The following is a 16,627-nucleotide window of genomic DNA, read 5'->3' as shown; positions in this document are numbered from 1 at the left end:
ACTATGATAAAATATAGAGAGGATAATGTAAAATGAGCGAAAAGCTTTGGAGAAAAAACCTTATAAATATAGAGCCATACGTTGCAGGGGAACAGCCTAAAAACGATAAGATAATAAAGCTCAATGCAAATGAGAACCCTTATCCGCCTTCACCAAAGGTAAAAGCGATACTTGAGGGGAAAACTATAGCAGAGCTTAGAAAATACCCTAGTGCTGACGCTTCTGTTCTTAGAGCGGCACTTGCAGAGCGTGTGGGGCTTAAAAGCGAGAATGTTTTCTGCGGAAACGGCTCAGACGATGTGCTTGCCACAGCTTTCAGAGCGTTTTTCAACTCTGATAAGCCTATACTTTATCCTGATATAACTTACTCTTTCTATCCTGTGTGGTGTGAGCTTCTGAAAATACCATACAAGACTAAGAGCGTTGACGATGATTTTGTAATAAATATCGAGGACTTCAAGGAGCCTAACGGCGGCGTTGTTATCCCTAACCCTAATGCACCCACAAGCCTTGGTGTGGGTGAGAAATTTATAAGAGAACTTCTTGAAAACAATCAGGACAGCATTGTTATAATCGACGAGGCATATGCAGATTTCGGCAGATATTCCTGCGTGGGGCTTGTGAAAGAGTATGACAACTTGGTTGTAACACAGACTTTCTCAAAGTCACGTTCCCTTGCAGGCATGAGAGTGGGCATGGCTTTCGCAAGTGCCGAGCTTATCAGCTATATGCAGGCTGTGAAGGACTCATACAATTCCTATCCTCTCGACCAGATAGCCATAGAAACTGCCGTTGCAAGCCTTTCTGACGAGGATTATTTCAAGGCGACAGTTGAAAAGGTCAAGGCAACAAGGGATAGAACAGCGGAAAAAATGCGTGGAATGGGCTTCAACGTCCTTGACAGCGAAACGAATTTTCTCTTTGCACAGCACGAAAAGCTCTCTGCAAAGGAGATCTTCACATATCTCCGTGAAAATGGTATCTTCGTGAGATATTTCAACAAGCCGAGAATAGATAACTTCCTGAGAATCACTATCGGCACAGACGATGAAATGGATCTTATGCTTGAAAAGCTTTCGGAGATATGCAAATAATATAGTTATCACAAAAGCTTATGGATATATCTATTCAGTGTAGGGGCAAACAGTGTTCGCACCTTAGTTTCTGATTTTTTTGAAAGACTTTTGTTCGGGCGGCTCTGACCGCCCTTTTTTGTGCCTTATCCCTTAAAATCAGAGCATAAAGGTATTGAAAATCAGAAAATGTTGTGATATAATTATCATAAGTAATTATTGCCTGAAGAAAGGATATGTATATATGTTGATAAATTCACTGGCGGCGCTTGCGCTTGGCTTTGCGCTGGATATGCTCCTTGGCGACCCTGAAGTAGTGGTCTATCCTCAGTATTTTATAAAAAAACTTGTGGCAAAGCTTGATAAATCTTTCAGAAACAGCTATAAAAACACCCCCGAAGCACAGCGCATGGCAGGTCTTATGATGACTGTGATAGTGCTTCTTATAGTTGCCGCTGTGACATTGCTTCTTCTATTCGTGGGTTATAAGCTAAATGCCGCACTTGGCATTTTCCTCGAGGGCATAATGTGCTGGTCAGCACTTTCTGTAAAGTCCCTTAAAACTGCGGCAGGGGGAGTGATGCGTGCTGCAAGGGCAGGCAATCTTTCTTCTGCACAGCGCAAGGTAAAAAAAGTGACCTTCCGTGACACCGACGATATGAACATTGACGCTGTTATAAAAAGTACGGTGGAGTCGGTTGCAGAGAACACCACAGATTGGGCGGTCGCACCTATTTTTTGGTCTGCGATATTTGGCGGCCTGGGCGGAATACTCTACAGAACAGTGAATATTATCGACAACACAGTGGGCTATAAAACAGACACATACATAAACTTTGGCAAATTCCCTGCAAAGCTGGACGACGTTCTCAGTTTTATACCTGCAAGAATAGCCGCCCTGCTTATGAAAATGAATGTTTCTTATCTTCACCTTGACAGCAAGAACGCTTCTCAGGTATACAAAAAAGACAGAAGAAAATCCCCTAGTCCTAATTCAGCGCAAACTCAGTCGGTGTATGCAGGTGCATTGGGTATCCAGCTTGGCAGTGATGAGTATTACGGCGGACAGCTTGTAAGAAAGCCTGTTATAGGCAGAAATCTAAAGCCATGTGAGCCTAACGATATATTCTGGGCAAATCAGCTTTTGCTTGGCACATCGTTCTATGCTATGCTTTTTACAGCCATTATAAGAACAGCACTGTTCTTTGTGATATGATATAAAATAACAATAGCCGAGAGGTAAATGCCCCTCGGCTGTGTTTTTATAGTGTAGAGGCGTCCTTGGGTCGCCCGCTTATCGTTAATTTCTGTGCAAAAAAAGACCTCCCACCAAGAGAGGTCTTTTGTGTTATCAGTGGTTTCTGTACCAATCACGAATGAACTTGCCGCTTGCTGTGAGCTGTGAAGTACCGCTCTTTATAGCTTTGAGGTTCGTGCCGCTCTTAAATGCGGAAGCCGTTTCGCTCTTTCCGCAGGCTGACCAGTTTATGTAGCCCACTTTTAGTGAGTCGAGAAGCTTGAGCCATTTTGTGCTTTCTGCTGAGTTATATCCGCCGTTTCCGCTTGCGTCGCAAGTTCCGAACTCAGATACAAGAACAGGAAGTCCCTTTTTGTAGCAGTTCTGAAGTCTGTTTCTCAGCCAATCTCTGTGAGTGTTTGCATAGAAGTGAAGAGCATAAACGCAGTTTTTGTCTGAAAGCCTGTTGCCAAGCACCTGATCTATGTCCTGACTCCATGTGCCTGTACCGCAGATTATGATAGCGTCACTGTCGTATTTTCTGATAGCGCTTACAACGCTCTGGCAGTAACTTTTTATGCCGCCTGTCCATGTTACACCGCCGTTAGGCTCGTTGCAGATCTCGTAAATAACGTTATTGTAGTCCTTGTAGGTCTTAGCCATTTCTGTGAAGAACTTGACAGCGTCATTTTTGTGATTGTTAGGGTTTTTGTCATTGAGAACGTGCCAGTCGATTATAGCATACATTCCAAGAGACTTTGCGTTCTCAACGCCTGTCTTGACTTTCTGCTTTGCCTGTGCCTGATACTTGCCGTTCTCGGTGCAGTAGCCACCCCATTCTTCTGTGTACATTGCAATTCTTATGGTGTTGACCTTCCAGTCATCTCTCAGCACTTTAAGAGAGTCCTTTGTAAGGATATCGGAAAAATCTTCCCACATGATGCCGTGAGTTGACATACCCTTTATCTTGAATACCTTGCCGTTCTTGTCAACAATATTCGCACCCTTTACAGAAAGCTGACCATGCTGTGAAACCGGGGTCACAACAGCAGGAGCTTTAGATGTGGTAGCCGATACCTCTGCAGAATATTTTCCGTAGTGGTTGGCTTTCTTGTCGTCTGTCTTGCAGGCTCTTATCTTGAACTTGTATGTGGTCTTCTGGCTGAGATTTTTTACAGTGTAGCTTGTGCCTGTGGTCTTCGCTATCTCTTTCCACTGACCATTTTTAAGCTGAAATACTCTGTAATTTGTGCATCCTATCTTTGTCCATGAAAGCTTTACGCTGTTATAGGAAACGCTTGATACTTTAAGACCCTTTGCAGGCTGTGGGTTCGTGGCGGTGTTCCAGTTGTCGGAATATGCACCATATACCTTTTTTCCTTTCACGGTCTTGTAGGCTCTTACCTTGAAGTTTTCACGGGTAGCATTTGGCAGATTTTTCACAGTGTATGTGAGGGTCGAGCCACTTTTTACGTCTGCGATCTGCGGATATTTACCGTTTTTTCTCATACAAACTGAGTATCCCGAAGCTCCGCTGACCTTTTTCCAGCTAAGCTTTATCTGGCTGTTGCTAAGTGTTTTTGAAGTAAGCCCTGTGACTTTTCCAACGCTTGCAGCCTCAACAGTTATCGCCGTCTGCGAAAGAAGCGGCGTTTCGTCCACAGCAGGCAGTGCCGCTGCAGCCGACATGAGCGTTACCGAAGTCAGCAGCACAGCGGCGGCTTTCTTCAGACTGGTTAAGTTTCCCATAATTTTTCCTCCTATAATGAACATTGTAACGATTCATTCATACTTATTATAAGTTTAACATATTTTCGTTCTTTTGTAAACCATAAAAGCCAATTTTAAAGCTCAAATACTTCACAAATTTTAAATTCGTTCATTGGTGAAAATGTAATAAATCCTCCCTATTTACTATAGAAGTACGAAAAATGAATAAATTACAAATGATTAAAAAACGGTAACAAGAGCTTTTTTGGACAGTTGAAAACTACAGTTGAAAACTTTTGAAAATGTTGAAAACTATGTTGAAAATGTTTAAAACTCATGCTATAACAGCAATTTGGTGTTGAAAATTATAAAGTTTTCAACAATCGTCCGTTTTTTTACCCTTGTCTGTAACCAAAATGTAATCAAATCATTACATTGTGATATCCAAAAAAACGTACTTGAAAGAGTTGAAAATGTACAGAATATTATTTGATTTGTAATCATTGTGTAACGTGGTTTACTTTATCTCACAAAGTAAGTGAATTTTACATTCTAACGCATAAATAATAAAAATCATGCCTGTTTTAGTGAAAACCGCTATTGACATCGTGTCATAGACAGTGTATACTGTTAGTAAATCATATTTACATAACAACACATGACAAATGTCAATTGACAGTTGGAACGTGGTGTGCTATACTTGATTTATTCACAAAAAATACAATGATACAGACAAAGAAAGGAATGGGGAAACGATGGAAACCGTTTTACAGGTCAAAGGGCTTTCAAAGCAGTACAAAAAAGGCATTTACGCTTCCCATAATGTCACTTTTGACGTTGGAAAGGGCGAGATATTTGCGCTGATAGGTCCAAACGGTGCAGGAAAGACAACGACCATAAGAATGATATCAACACTTTTGCAGGCAACAGAGGGCGACGCTATCGTGGCAGGTCATAGTATTCTCACTGAACCTGATATGGTAAGAAAAAGCATTACATACCTCCCTGACGAGGCTGGTGCGTATAAGACAATGACAGGCAGAGAATATCTGGAGTTCATGGCTTCTATATATGCCGACAACGGAGAACAGGCTTACGAGTTTGTTAAGCGTGGCTGTGAGATATGCGAGCTTGGTGACAGGCTTAACGATAAAATATCAAATTATTCCCGTGGTATGGCAAGAAAGCTTCTCCTTGCAAGGGCGATAATGCCGCTCCCTGCGCTGGCTATCCTTGACGAGCCGACTTCGGGACTTGATATAATAAACGCCCTTGAAATAAGAAGAATGATAAGAAAGCTTGCTTCCGAGGGCATGAGCTTTCTGCTTTCTTCCCACAATATGCTTGAAATAGAGTATGTTTCAGACAGAGTGGGTATAATTGCAAAAGGCGAGTTGCTGGAAGTAGGCAAGCCTGCGGAGCTTATTGAAAAATATGGCGCTCAGAACCTTGAAGAAGTCTTTGAAAGGGTGGTGCTTGACCGTGAAGTTTTATAGTCTTTTCCGCAAGGAATTAAAGGAAATGCTCAGCCTGCAAACTATTATAACAATGATAGTCACAGTAGTGGTGCTTGTTATGGCGGGTCAGGCAATGTCAGGGGCAATAAGCGACAGTTCTGAAAAGGCTTCCGACCTTACTATCTGCGACCTTGACAAAACAGAGTTCACAGAAAACGTTTTAAACTCTCTGAAAGCTACTGCAAAGGCTGGTGACGGCAAGATAACAGTTGTAGATATAAAGTCTGACGACTATGCCACAGAGCTTAAAAGGCTCGATCAGGACAGCGTTGTGATAATACCAAAAGGCTTTACAGAGCAGGTAAAACAGCATAAAAAGGCGGACGTTGGATATGTTCAGAGAATGACCTCTCTTGCAACCATGTCAAATATAAACACAGGCTCAGACACTGCCCTTGCAGTTATACAGCAGGCAGTAAAATCAACTATCTATCAGGATAAGCTTTCAAGCGGCGCAATGACAGAGGACGAAATGAATCAGCTTGAAGACCCTGTACTGCTTTCTGAAACAACGGTTGTTGGCGACAAGGCAGATAAAGTGAGCAGTTCTATAGTGATGTCGCTTTGCTCGGCACAGAGCATGGTAGTGCCTATAATAATGTTCGTTCTTATAATGTTCTCAGCTCAGATGATACTTAGCGCGATCTCTACCGAGAAAATAGACAAGACCCTTGAAACGCTTCTTTCCGCACCTGTTTCAAGACTTTCAGTCCTTGCGTCAAAAATGCTTGCCGCAGGTGTTGTTGCGGCTTTGCAGGCTGTGGTCTATATGTTCGGCATGAGCAAAATGACAGGCGGTCTTACTGAGGGCATGGGAGATACCTCAGCATATGAATCTGCAATGGAAAACCTTGGTCTTACTATGAGCGTCGGACAGTATGCTCTTGTGGGAATACAGATGTTTGTGTCTATCCTTATCTCATTGTCACTCTCAATGGTATTAGGAGCACTTGCAAAAGACGCAAAATCTGCCCAGACAATGCTTTTGCCTATAACCTTCTCCGCAATGATACCATATCTTCTTGCAATGGTAGTTGATATCAGAACGCTTTCACCTGTTATAAAGTATATCGTCTATGCTATACCATTCACTCATACCTTTATGGCAAGCGAGAACGTAATGTTTGGCAACTACAGCCTTTATGCAGGGGGACTTATCTATCAGATAGTGCTTCTTGTAGTGTGCATGACTGTCGCACTGAAAATCTTCATGAGCGACAAGATATTCACAATGTCAATAGGCGGAAAGCAGAGAACAAGAAAGTCATTTGCTTTTAAGAAGAAATAATATCACATAAAAGCGTATAATTACGTCACTTATATGTAGGTGAGCGACTCAATTTCTGTTTTACAGAAATACGACGTCCCACCATATAGGTTTTATCGCAAAACAAAAAAACCGCTGCGGATTTTTCTCCGTGGCGGTTTTGCTTTGTGCTATTTAATTTTCTGAAGTTTTAAGCCCAGTGTCCTCGTCAACAATGCCGTTATCCTGCGTGATGTTGAAAATGCACCATTTTCCGCTGCATTTTCCAACATAGATGTAAAGCTTTGCGTCCTCACTGCCCTTTGAGCCTTTGAAAGTCACGTTCGTTACTATTTCATAAGCCTCTGAAACATTCGGTGCAGAGCCGTAAAAGCTTTTGTATTCGCTCAGGCCATATTCAGACTCTTTAAGCTTTGTTTCTCTGCCAAAAGATACGTCGATAGTGTAATCAGAACCATAGCTTTCAATGAAATCACCGTAAAGGACTTCTTTCATGACCTGCTCTTTGCCATATCCGCCTTCGGTTCGCTGCTGTTCATATTCGTTCTTCATCTCTTTCGGAAAGCACTCCACGAATGAGTCGAAATCGCTTGTCTGTATGGACTTGAAGTATTTTTCTATTACCTCTGTCTTTGTGGAGCTGAAAATAACTCCGCTTTTGTAAAGCACAGCCACAATAACGCCTATAACAACTACCGCCACAATGGCAAGGGTCTTTTTGCCTGCATTTGGGTCATAGTGACGCTTTATCTCAGTGTCCTCTTTTTTCTCCTTTTCCCACTCGGCGTAAAGCTCTTTTTCCTCCTCCGTCCTGAAACGTTCAGGCTTTGTGGGCTTTTTGTATTTGTCGGCGGCGTGGGTCTTTAAGTTTGGGTCGCCATAGCCGCACTTGTCGCAGTGATCTCCCTCATAATAGTTTCCACATGATTTGCAAAGTTTTGACATTTTTGTACCTCGTGTCTGTGTTTGTAGATGTATGGTATGAGCATAAAAGCATATTGGGCGAACACTGTCCGCTCTACAGTTTTACTTCTGCTTGTAGTCTTTGAGAAAATCTCTCATTTCATTCATGGAGTATTCAAGATCTTCAAGCTTAGGAAGATAAACTATCCTGAAATGGTCAGGCTGTTCCCAGTGGAAGCCGCCGCCATGAACAAGAAGTATCTTCTTCTCACGGAGAAAATCAAGCACGAACTGCTCGTCATTTGTGATGTTGAAACGCTTTGCGTCTATCTTTGGGAAGATATAGAATGCCGCCTTAGGCTTTACAGCCGACAGACCGTCAATGCTGTTAAGTGCGTTGTAGATATACTCTCTCTGATCGTAGATACGTCCCCCCGGCAGGAGAAGATCGTCAGTTTTTGTGTAATCACCAAGAGCATATTTGATTATATACTGGCTCGGTACATTTGAACAAAGCCTCATGCTTGAGAGCATATTAAGACCCTCTATGTAGCCTTTTACTCTGCTCTTATCACCGCTAAGGGTCATCCAGCCTACACGGAAGCCTGCGATACGATGTGACTTTGAAAGTCCGTTAAGAGTGATGCAGAAAACGTCAGGGCAAAGTGAAGCGATAGAAGTATGCTCAACGCCGTCCATAAGAAGTCTGTCATATATCTCGTCTGAGAATATGATAAGCTCATGACGTCTTGCCATGTCTGCTATCTTTTCAAGTATCTCTTTTGGATATACCGCACCTGTCGGGTTGTTAGGGTTGATGATAACGATAGCCTTTGTCTTGTCTGTTATCTTCTTTTCCATGTCCTCAAGGTCAGGATACCATTCGGAGCTTTCATCACAAATATAGTGAACGGCAGTACCGCCTGCAAGAGTAACGGAAGCTGTCCACAGCGGATAGTCAGGGGCAGGAACAAGCACCTCGTCACCGTTGTTGAGAAGACCCTGCATTACCATTGTGATAAGCTCGGAAACACCGTTTCCGGTGTAGATATCGTTAAGATTTTCAACAGGTATGCCCTTAAAGTGTGCATAATCATAAATAGCCTGTCTTGCTTCTGTTATGCCCTTTGAGTCGGAATAGCCCTGAGCGTTTCTCAGATTGTCTGTCATTGCCTGTATTATCTCGTCAGGGGCATTGAATGCGAACGGAGCAGGGTTTCCGATATTGAGCTTGAATATCTTCTCTCCCTTTGCTATCATTTCATTTGCTTCGTCCATAACAGGACCTCTTATATCATAACACACGTTATCAAGCTTGCTTGATTTTGAAAAAGTTCTCATTTTATAAAGCTTCCTTTCGCTTTTTGGTTTTCTTTTTATCTTTACTCTTTGTAAGCTCAAAGCTTCTGAGGGTAAGATCTTCTATCTCCTCTGTTGGCACGTCGCTGTCGAGATACAATGTTATCCAGTGGACCTTGTTCATGTGATAAGCTTCCGTCACGCCCTTGTAGATATCCCTGTAAAACAGCACTTCTTCGGGTTTTAGCTTTAAGTTTACTATCCACCTGTCATTGTGGAGCATCAAAAGCCCGAACCATTTTTTCGTGTCCCAGTGGCGTAGTGCAGTGGTCTGAAAGTCCTCGTTGAAAGGCTGGTCATATGTCGCACCTGCAATAGAGCCGCAAAAGTCAAGATATTCTTCTTTTGTCATAAAATCACCGACCTTTGCAAAATAAAGAAGTGTACTCGTTTAAGGCAAAGCCGTCAGGCGGGCTTTGCCTTAATAGTATACCTTATTATAATAACACTGCTTTGACCCTCTGTCAAGAAGAAAGTCAAGAAAAAAGCTGTCCCGATCTCTCGGAACAGCTCTTTCCCTGAAGTAAAAGAATATGAAAAATATGAAGAAAGCTTTGTTATTTAGAAACCATAGCCGTAGTCGTATCCGCCAAGACCGTTTCCATAGTAGCCGTTGTAGCCGTCGTTGTTATTGTTATTATTATTGTTATTGTTGTTCTGGTCGTTGTCATTTGACTCAGAAGTGTCCTCTGTGGACTCGCCGAGAACAACGTCAACATTTATCATTTTCTTGTTTCTGTATATAGTAAGCTGAACAGTGTCACCGACTTTGCACTTGTTCTTTATCTCATTCAGCTCGCTGATGTTTGATATAACAGTTCCGTTTATGCCTATAACGATATCATTTTCCTGAATACCTGCCTTTTCAGAACCGCTTCCCTCAGTAACGCTCTTTACAAGGAAGCCCTGTGGGATACCATAGTATGATGAATATGCGCTTGTGATGTCTGTGCCTGAAATTCCAAGGCTAGGTCTGCCTGTAACGTAACCGTTCTTCATAAGGTCCTCAACAATAGGGAGCGCCTCGTCGATAGGGATAGCGAAACCAAGTCCTTCGCCCACGGATGATGATACCTTTGCAGAGGTGATGCCTATTACCTGACCATATGCGTTGATGAGCGGTCCGCCTGAGTTACCGCTGTTGATAGAAGCGTCTGTCTGGATAAGATTCATTGTCCTGTCCTCAACAGTGAGCGTTCTGTCTGTTGCGGAGATAATACCTGCTGTTACAGAGTTTGCAAGTGAGAAGCCAAGTGGGTTGCCTATTACGATAGAAGCTTCACCTACCTGAAGATCTGCAGATGTGCCGAACTCAGCAGCTGTAAGTCCCTTTGCGTCTATCTTCAAAACTGCGATATCAGTCTGAGTGTCTTTGCCTACAAGAGTAGCTGTGTATGTGAGGTTGTCCTCATCGTCATCAGAGCTGCTGTCAGAGCTTGATTTGCTGTCATCTGATTTGCTTGAAGTATCGTTGTAGCTGTCAGGAAGCACAACTGAAATAGACTGTGCACCGTCAACAACGTGTGCGTTGGTTACGATGTAGCCGTCCTCGCTCATTACGATACCTGAACCTGTTGCAGTGCCGTTTGAAAGGATACAGGAGATGCCTACAACAGAAGGTGACACCTTCTTTACTATCTCAGGGATAGTCAGTGCGTCGGACGGAGTTGAGAGCTGCTGGATAGTTGGCAGATTTGAACGGTCAACAGTGCTTTTTGCACTGTTTGATGAGCTGTCGTCCTTTGAAACAACGGTGCCGTTGTTTGAAGAACCTACAGCGTTCTTTCCTGTAACAAGATTGTAGCCTACAATGGAAGTAGTTCCGATAGCTGCAACGCAAAGCACTGCAATAATGCCTGAAAGCACCTTCTTGCCCTTTGACTTTTTCTTATTAGGATTGTATGTGAACTCATTCACGCTGCCTGCCTGAGCCTGATATTGATTATATCCGTTTTGCTGTGTATAGCTGTTCTCAAAGTTGTTATTATTGTTATCATTGAAGTTGTTGTTTCTGTATTCATTCATGATGAAAACCTCCTGGTATGTCAGCGGCGTGAGCCGTGGTAATCAATTTTAACCGCCCCTTGTGGGGCTTTCTTGTTTCGTTATCTAATATTATACTTGTTTATGTGAAAACTGTATGATAAATAGGACAATGTTTAATGTTTTTTACGGGAATATTGCGTCATATTGCAGGCTTATTTCTTTCACATTTGGCTTTTTTTATAGGTTCAAATTGCACAAATGCCTTTTTGTATAGTTTTTTTTGCCTCCTTTTACATAATGTTAAGAACAGTTTTGCTTTTGCATATTTTAAATAAATATATCAAATGTTTTTTGTGCATATCGGTAGAAAATTTTCGGATTTTATTCTTTAAAATGTAAAATTATTATTAATTGAAAGCTAAAATCTTGACGGCTACAGAGTTTTCAACCTTTTTTGACAAGATTTATTGCGAAATGCACAAAAAATGATTTTATAGTTTGTTTAAGGTGACTAAATCCTCCGCAAGCCTCGTTTTTATGTTATCTTAAACGTTTAACATCCTTGACAAAATACAGAGAAATTGATATAATTAAGATTAGCTAAATAAGCCCATTTTGGCATTTTACATAAAATTGTGGGCTGATTTGCATAATTTATTGCCCGAAATTTGAACATATTGTACAAGAAATACAATATGTTGTGGTCGTTGTGTGCTTCTGACACGATATGTGAATAATGCACAAATATTTTAACCTTTGTTTGAGTATATTACATAGGTCAAAATGACCAATACAGTGGATGAGATGAGGGCGATGATCCTGTTTGATGTGATAAAGGAGCCATGCGGTATGGACACTATACTTTCAACTGAAGATCTGTGCCGTGACTTTAAGATCGGCGACGGAAGCGTTGTGAATGCGCTGAAAAATATCAACATTGAAATAGAAAAGGGCAAGCTGACGATCCTTAGAGGACGTTCAGGAAGCGGTAAGACTACTCTTATCAATATTCTTGGAGCACTTGATAAGCCAACAAAGGGCAAGGTCATGTTTGGCGGACGGGATATTACAAGGCTTTCTGAAAGAGCCAGAGATGATATACGACGGTATAAAATGGCGTTCGTGTTCCAATCTGTGGCACTCATGTCGGGAATGACCGCTTATGAAAACGTTGACTTTGGTCTGAGACTTGCGAAATACCCTTATGAAGAAAGGGATAAGCGCACAAGGGAATGTCTGCGAAGCGTGGGACTTGAAAAGCGAATGTTCCACCGACCGGGGGAAATGTCCGGCGGTGAACAGCAGCGAGTTGCTATAGCAAGAGCTATCGCACATAAGCCTGACATAATTTTTGCGGACGAGCCTACTGCCGAGCTTGATACGGCAACTGCGCTCCACGTTGTAAAGCTTTTTAAAGAGCTGGTGGCGAGAGATGAGATGACAATTATAATGACCACTCACGACCCCAGCATGATAGATATAGCCGATAAGGTATATACATTAGAGGACGGTGAGATAGTTGAGTGATGAACTTGATACTATTGTAGCTGCCGACAATGATAAATATATGATACGGTGTGAAAATCTGGTGAAGATCTACAAAACTTCTGATGTTGAGGTGGTGGCGCTCCAAGGACTTGACCTGGATGTCGAGCGTGGAGAACTTATGGCGATCGTCGGAAACTCAGGAAGTGGTAAATCGACGCTGCTCAATATGCTTGGAGGACTTGATAAGCTCGGCGGGAACCTTTATGTGGACGGTAAGGATCTTCTGAAGTTTACTGATAAGGATTATATGGAGTATAAAAGGAACACTGTAGGCTTTGTGTGGCAGAATAATGCAAGAAATCTTGTGCCGTATCTTACGGCTGTGCAGAATGTCGAGCTTCCTATGCTGCTCAACGGCGAGCATAAAAGACGGCAGAAAGCACTGGAGCTGCTTGACAGAGTGGGACTGCTGAAAAGAAAAAACAGCAGGCTCGACCAGATGTCGGGAGGCGAACAGCAAAGAGTTGCAATAGCTATTGCATTGGCAAACGATCCGAGATTACTGTTGGCTGATGAACCTACAGGCTCGGTGGATACAAAGACTTCCAATATGATACTTGATATATTCAAGGAGCTTAATAAAGATGAGAAGATCACTATAGTGATCGTTACCCATGACCTTAAGCTTGCCGATCATATCGACAGAGTGGTGGCTATCAGAGATGGAAGAACAAGCTCTGAGATCGTAAGAAAGCGTTCTTATGTGGAGGAGCTTAATGAAATGGGAGATATCGTGCTGGTTGAGAACAGCGAGGAAACGGCTCATGAAGAGCTTATCGTCCTCGACAGATCCGGACGGCTGCAGCTCCCGAAGGACTTTATGGACGCTCTTGAGATAAAAGGCGGCGATAAGGTCAAGGTCGAACTTGATGAGAACGGCGAAAAGCTCGTGCTGTTCAGATCGGGGGGGACATAAGTTTTATTTTCTTTATTTCCCGTGGGGGATCACATAATGAAGAGGTTCTATACTATTTATATTAGAATGTAATTAAGTAGGCTTGATTCTCGCAAAACCAAAAGCAATTTATTTAGAAAGGTGGATTCATAGTGAAAGACAAAATGTTTAGGCGTGTTATTGCTTCCGCATTGGCACTTGCTCTGTGTGCAAGCGCATCAGTTCCGGCATTTGCAGACAGTGAAGCGGCGGACGACAGCACTCTAGGCACGCAGGCAACTGCTGATGATTCTGCAACAGGCGACGGAAGCTCCGCTGCCACGACGGGTACCGATTCGATCCGTCAGACTTCTTATACTAACTATGTAAAGAAGTATGCCGACGCTGCAAGACCTGACCAGACAGTCGAGGTCTTGGGAAAGGATTACGATCCTGCTTCAGTAACAGACGCTCAGATCACTGTAACTACAGTAGATGGAGAGAATGATGTTATGCAGTGGGCAAATCAGGAGGGTTCAGTTTCTTGGACGGTGAACATTCCTGAAACAGGCGTCTACAATATCAAGATGATATATGAGGCACTTGAAAGCAACACAAACGACGTTGAGTTTTCGTTGCTTATCGACGGCGAAAGCCCATATGCAACAGCGTCAAGAATCACGCTGAGCAAGAGATGGATCAACGAATCTGAGATCAAACAGGATTCAAGACAGAACGATATCCGTCCTGGACAGGTATCGACTCCATGCTGGCAGGAAACTCCTCTGGAGGACATCGACGGACTGTTTAACGAGCCGTTGGAGTTCTATATGGAGGCAGGCGAACATACGATAACATTTGAATCTGAAAAGGCTGAGTTTGCTGTCAAGAGCTTTACTTTCTATCAGTATGAAGCACCTGCTGCTTACACAGCACCATCAGACAGCGATCTGACACAGGCTCAGGGACAGAAGATCACTCTTGAGGGTGAAACTGCTGCCTACAAGTCATCAAGAACTCTTTATCCTACATCAGATAAGAGCTCTTATCTCACATCTAGCGCAAACGGCTCAAGCCCTACTAAAACAAGATATAATACTATTGGTTCAGGAAGCTGGTCGCAGTCAACTCAGACAGTAACATGGGAGTTCAATGTTGACAAGGCTGGCTACTATAAGATAGGTATAAGAGGCAGACAGGATCAGATGAGAGGTATGTACTCCAACAGACGACTTTATGTCAATGGCGAAGTACCTTGCCTTGAAGCTAATCAGATAAAGTTCTACTATGATACAGACTGGAGCATCACAACGCCAAAGTCTGAAAATGGCGATGATCTTTATTTCTACCTCCAGGCAGGCACAAACACTATCTCTCTGGAAGCAGTTCCTGGTGAGATTGGTGAGATCATGGGCAATCTGGACGAGCTTGTTTATAACATAAACAGCTACTACAGACAGATCAGACAGATCACAGGTCCTGATCCTGATGAATACAACAACTACATGATCGACACAGCTATCCCTTCTATCGTTCCGGATTTCAAGGAATATGCTCAGACATTGAGAGATAAGAAGGCTGAGATCGAGAAGCTTTCAGGTTCAGGCGGAACTGAGGCTGAAACTCTTGAGAAAATGGCTATCGTTCTTGATAAGTGTATAAAGAAGCCTGACCTTATCCCTGAGATGATGTCACAGATCAAGGATAACATCACATCGGTTTCTTCTTTCGTAAACCAGTATCGTGAGCAGCCTCTTGAGGTCGATATGATCGAGGTAGCTACTTCCGATCAAGATTTCACTTCATGTGACAAGTCATTCTTTGGATCACTTGGCTTCGGCTTCAAGGGCTTTATCGGTTCATTCTTTGAGGACTACAACGCACTGTCTGAAGAGGACGAAAGTGCTATGGAGTGCTGGGTAATGCTCGGCCGTGATAACGCTGAGGCTCTCCAGCAGCTCATTTCAAGTGAATACAATCCAACAGCTAAAACAAAGATCAATCTTAAGCTCGTTCAGGGTGGTATCGTTGAGGCTACATTTGCAGGCAAGGGTCCTGACCTCGCTCTCTTCATGGGCGGCGACTTCCCTATCCAGCTTGCAGCCCGTGGCGTTCTTACAGATCTCACCACATTCAGCGACTTTGACGAGGTAAAGACACGTTTTGCAGACGACGCTACTGTTCTTTATCAGTACAACGGCGGTACATACGGTCTTCCATGTGACCAGTCCTTCCCGATGCTGTTCTATCGTTCTGATATCCTCAGCGAGTACGATATCGACCCGGCAACAGATCTTAACACTTGGGACGGACTTCTTAACTGTCTGCCAACACTTCAGAGAAACTACCTTGAAGTTGGTCTTATCCTCCCTGTTATGACAAGTACAGGCGGAACAACTCAGGTATCTGCTATCACAGAGCCTGGTAACACATTCGCTATGCTCCTTCTCCAGCAGGGACTTAACTACTATAACGATGAGCAGACAAAGACAACATTCGATACTCAGGAAGCCGTAAATGCTTTTGATACTTGGACAAAGTTCTATACAACATACAGCTTCCAGCAGACTTATGACGCATTCACACGTTTCAGAACAGGTGATATGCCAGTAGTTATCCAGAACTACACATTCTATAACCAGCTTTCTGTAGCCGCTCCTGAGATCAAGGGCTGCTGGGGATTCCAGCCGGTTCCTGGTACTGTTCAGGAAGACGGAACTATCAACCACGCAGCAAACTCCAATGGTTCAGGTGCTATTATCTTCACAAAGGCAGCAGATCAGGAGGGCGCTTGGGACTTCATCAAGTGGTTCACCTCAACTGACGCTCAGGTCAAGTACGGTAACAACATCGAGTCTATCCTTGGTACAATGGGTAGATACGCAACAGCTAACGAAGAAGCTCTTCAGCAGTTGTCTTGGACAACTTCAGAAGTAAATCTTCTTCTTGACCAGCTTAATTCACAGGTAGAGATCCCGATCATTCCTGCATCTTACGGTGTAACAAGAAACGTTATGAACGCATTCAGAGCTGTAGTTAATGACTACGACAACGCTCGTGATACACTGTTCTGGTACAATAAGGATATCAACGACGAGATCACTCGTAAGCTTGAAGATCTTGGTCTGTACGACAATTAATGAAAGGGGAGTA

Annotated in this window: 12 protein-coding genes; 7 read left to right on the top strand and 5 right to left on the bottom strand. The window is 43.1% G+C overall.

The genetic code is table 11. From position 1 onward, the window contains the following. Positions 1-32 precede the first annotated feature (32 nt). On the top strand, positions 33-1,094 hold the full coding sequence (gene hisC / locus DW793_RS01655) for a histidinol-phosphate transaminase (protein WP_117957359.1): 1,062 nt from the start codon (positions 33-35) through the stop codon (positions 1,092-1,094). A 223-nt stretch (positions 1,095-1,317) separates the two neighbouring features. Then, complete coding sequence (cbiB, locus tag DW793_RS01650; protein WP_118156884.1) at positions 1,318-2,289, top strand: adenosylcobinamide-phosphate synthase CbiB; 972 nt, start codon at positions 1,318-1,320, stop codon at positions 2,287-2,289. 135 nt (positions 2,290-2,424) lie between these two features. Here cbiB and DW793_RS01645 read toward each other — a convergent pair whose 3' ends face one another. After that, positions 2,425-4,059, bottom strand: coding sequence for a cellulase family glycosylhydrolase (locus tag DW793_RS01645; protein ID WP_181988261.1), 1,635 nt, complete (start codon positions 4,057-4,059; stop codon positions 2,425-2,427). 716 nt (positions 4,060-4,775) lie between these two features. Between DW793_RS01645 and DW793_RS01640 the strand changes: the two genes are divergently transcribed. Continuing rightward, a complete protein-coding gene (locus tag DW793_RS01640; protein WP_022287226.1) occupies positions 4,776-5,516 on the top strand; it encodes an ABC transporter ATP-binding protein in 741 nt (246 codons plus the stop codon). Beyond that, positions 5,503-6,825 carry an ABC transporter permease gene (locus tag DW793_RS01635; protein ID WP_118156882.1) on the top strand — a complete coding sequence of 441 codons (1,323 nt, stop codon included), beginning with the start codon at positions 5,503-5,505 and terminating at the stop codon, positions 6,823-6,825. The genes DW793_RS01640 and DW793_RS01635 overlap by 14 nt, the downstream gene beginning before the upstream one ends. 153 nt (positions 6,826-6,978) lie before the next feature. Here DW793_RS01635 and DW793_RS01630 read toward each other — a convergent pair whose 3' ends face one another. From DW793_RS01630 to DW793_RS01615, 4 genes are all read right to left on the bottom strand, one after another. Continuing rightward, the gene (locus DW793_RS01630; protein ID WP_118123806.1) at positions 6,979-7,749 is read right to left on the bottom strand and encodes a hypothetical protein; all 771 of its coding nucleotides are present in this window, start codon (positions 7,747-7,749) and stop codon (positions 6,979-6,981) included. 81 nt (positions 7,750-7,830) lie between these two features. Further along, positions 7,831-9,048, bottom strand: coding sequence for a pyridoxal phosphate-dependent aminotransferase (locus DW793_RS01625; protein ID WP_118156881.1), 1,218 nt, complete (start codon positions 9,046-9,048; stop codon positions 7,831-7,833). A gap of 1 nt (position 9,049) precedes the next feature. After that, positions 9,050-9,418 (bottom strand): MmcQ/YjbR family DNA-binding protein, encoded by a 369-nt coding sequence (locus tag DW793_RS01620; RefSeq protein ID WP_117877532.1) that lies wholly within the window; start codon positions 9,416-9,418, stop codon positions 9,050-9,052. Positions 9,419-9,627: 209 nt separating this feature from the next. Continuing rightward, entirely contained in the window at positions 9,628-11,091 is a 1,464-nt protein-coding gene (locus DW793_RS01615; RefSeq protein WP_118156880.1) for a S1C family serine protease, read from the bottom strand. 744 nt (positions 11,092-11,835) lie between these two features. On the opposite strand from DW793_RS01615, the gene DW793_RS01610 reads away from it, so the two are divergent. The 3 genes from DW793_RS01610 (at position 11,836) to DW793_RS01600 (ending at position 16,614) form a co-directional block, all read left to right on the top strand. Then, entirely contained in the window at positions 11,836-12,579 is a 744-nt protein-coding gene (locus tag DW793_RS01610) for an ABC transporter ATP-binding protein (protein WP_353845070.1), read from the top strand. Then, entirely contained in the window at positions 12,572-13,516 is a 945-nt protein-coding gene (locus DW793_RS01605; RefSeq protein ID WP_252969609.1) for an ATP-binding cassette domain-containing protein, read from the top strand. Before DW793_RS01610 ends, DW793_RS01605 begins: the two co-directional genes overlap by 8 nt. A gap of 131 nt (positions 13,517-13,647) precedes the next feature. Further along, on the top strand, positions 13,648-16,614 hold the full coding sequence (locus tag DW793_RS01600; protein WP_252969608.1) for an extracellular solute-binding protein: 2,967 nt from the start codon (positions 13,648-13,650) through the stop codon (positions 16,612-16,614). The last annotated feature ends 13 nt before the right edge of the window (positions 16,615-16,627 follow it).

Source organism: Ruminococcus sp. AM31-15AC (genome assembly GCF_003462045.1).
Classification (GTDB): domain Bacteria; phylum Bacillota; class Clostridia; order Oscillospirales; family Ruminococcaceae; genus Hominimerdicola; species Hominimerdicola aceti.
Note: the sequence above shows the minus strand (reverse complement) of the source record. Positions and strands in the feature narration are given on the sequence as shown.